Here is a 2,138-nt window from a genome sequence, read left to right as displayed (position 1 = left end):
GTGCTAAGGTGTTTACCGCTATCAATGTTTCTAAAGGTAACAATGTGCCGACCATTATTTCCGGCAATTCTCCAAATTCAATGGGTGGCACTCTGGCTACGGATGGTTCTATTGGATTGGACGAAGTTGTTGTAAAAGGCAATAAAAATCAATCTTGGGTTGATTGGGGAAAAGATAAACTAAATAATCTTGCATCTGGGAAACCTATCGCAACAGTAGGAACAGAAGTATCTGTTTCCTCTGATACTAAGTCTTTAATCTTTATAGTTCTCGCTGTAATTGGCGGATTTCTTATTATTCCTAAACTCATTAAATAAAAATGAAAATTCCTCAACTCATATACGCGGTAATCGATAAAGTTTCTCCTATGCCGCCGGCAGATAAAGCACAATTAGAAAAAGATTCTGACGTATGGTTTAACGAACAAAGAAAACTAATTGAGGACAAAAAAGCTCAACAGTTAGAATTAAACCTTATGCAAAAAGCAATAGATTATAGTGAAGCTTGGTGGTTTAGAACTCTTGTCGCTCTTGCTTACATTCCGTTAATTGTCTGGATTCAAAATATAATGAATCCCGTTCCTTATGACGAACAAATAGACCTTCCTGACAATGATAGACGCTAAAAGCATTTTAAACATGGTTATTGCCTCTGCAATTACCTTTTATCTGTTTAAAAAATTCATGTAGATGTATAACAGATTTTTAAAAAATCCTCTCGGAAACGGGGGGATTTCTTCTATTACAGGAATTTTAACTCTCTCTATTGTTGGTTTTATTGGATATAAAATCTATAATATCTTTTCTAACCCTGTAGCGCAAGCAGAACGTAAACAAAATGTTCAAGCTGAAAAGCAAGTTGTGGCTCAAACCGTCTCAACCGAGCACTCACAAGCCAGTCAAGTAAAACACGAGAAAGACAACTTAGCAAAGCAAAATATACCTATTACTGGAACAAGTCATGGTATAGCAAATCAGATACACAGTCTTATAGATTCTCATTCTGTTGACGAACAAAAAATAATTTCAATCGTCAAACGTGTAAAACTACCAAATGACATAAGAGCTCTTAAAGTTGCTTATGGCATGCGAGAATTAAAAAATTGGGGCACTCTTAATTCGTTGCAATCTATTTTTACAGTAGAAGGTTGGAAAAACATTCTACACGGGAAAAATTTTCTTGCTGATCTCCCCTCTCACCTAAGAATCGTTTTAAACGATTCAGAACTTAAACAAATAGAAACTCAACTTAAATACATGTAAATGGATAAAAAATTCCTAAAGGGTCATAAATTCTTAACCGAATTTTTTGCAGTGGACTTAATAGAGTCACTCCTTCAAAAAAATATAATTTCTATTCAACCTTTCCATTTCTCTTACCATTCTAAACTCGTACACAATTCTCCAATTATCGAAAAGAAGGGTTTCGTACCCAACGAAAACGTTATTTACTTTGGTAATTTATCTACTGCAATAGAATACAGGGGTATCGCTCTTGATACTCAAAAGACCGTCTATTATACCCGGTTACGTTTTGTAAATCCTATGCCTGACCCTGACTTTAATATACTTCTTTCCGGCTTACAGCAAGCTACTGCAAACTGGACTGGAACAGTTGCAGAGGTTTATAGGACAATACCAAAAACTGTTAATAACAACGATATTCTTTTGTTTACTGACATTATTACAGAAACTGGGTATTTCGTTTATGATACTACTACGGCAGTTATAACTGACGTTGCAGGGGGAATAGTTCAACAACATTTCAATATCAATAGTCAATTTAACGGCTTTAGAATTTTACTTTCTTAATTATGAACTCTCAAACATTTGACCAACAACTAAAACGGGATGCGCTTGCATTCCGTTTTAAAATTGAAGGCTCTTACCTGGTTTTCGATAAAAATTCAGATTTAACTTACCAGGTTACTGAAAACTTCAACTTAAAAGAACTCCTAACCAAAAATCCTGCTGTTTCGTACACTAAACTGCACAAGTCTGTTATTCTTAAACTTCAACGTATTAGGGAATCATTACAACAACCTATCACTATTAATAGTACTTATAGAGATTTTTACTATAATAAGCGTTGTGGTGGTGCCACTGAATCCCAACATTTAAAGGGCAACGCTATTGACC

Annotated in this window: 5 protein-coding genes; all 5 read left to right on the top strand. The window is 34.9% G+C overall.

The features are described from left to right. Nucleotides 1–317: hypothetical protein (locus WBJ10_RS12605; protein WP_424290822.1), on the top strand; the 317-nt coding region annotated here is incomplete at its 5' end. Nucleotides 318–319: 2 nt separating this feature from the next. Beyond that, nucleotides 320–625, top strand: coding sequence for a hypothetical protein (locus WBJ10_RS12600; RefSeq protein ID WP_424290820.1), 306 nt, complete (start codon nt 320–322; stop codon nt 623–625). Nucleotides 626–689: 64 nt separating this feature from the next. After that, the gene (locus tag WBJ10_RS12595) at nt 690–1,262 is read left to right on the top strand and encodes a hypothetical protein (protein ID WP_424290818.1); all 573 of its coding nucleotides are present in this window, start codon (nt 690–692) and stop codon (nt 1,260–1,262) included. Further along, the gene (locus tag WBJ10_RS12590) at nt 1,263–1,811 is read left to right on the top strand and encodes a hypothetical protein (RefSeq protein ID WP_424290816.1); all 549 of its coding nucleotides are present in this window, start codon (nt 1,263–1,265) and stop codon (nt 1,809–1,811) included. A gap of 2 nt (nt 1,812–1,813) precedes the next feature. Next, nucleotides 1,814–2,138, top strand: a 325-nt coding sequence (locus WBJ10_RS12585) for a D-Ala-D-Ala carboxypeptidase family metallohydrolase (protein ID WP_424290814.1), incomplete at its 3' end; no start/stop codon positions are given.

Origin of the sequence: Daejeonella sp., assembly GCF_049655485.1 — a bacterium.
Classification (GTDB): Bacteria; Bacteroidota; Bacteroidia; order Sphingobacteriales; family Sphingobacteriaceae; genus Daejeonella.
This window is presented reverse-complemented; position numbering and strand designations above follow the sequence as displayed.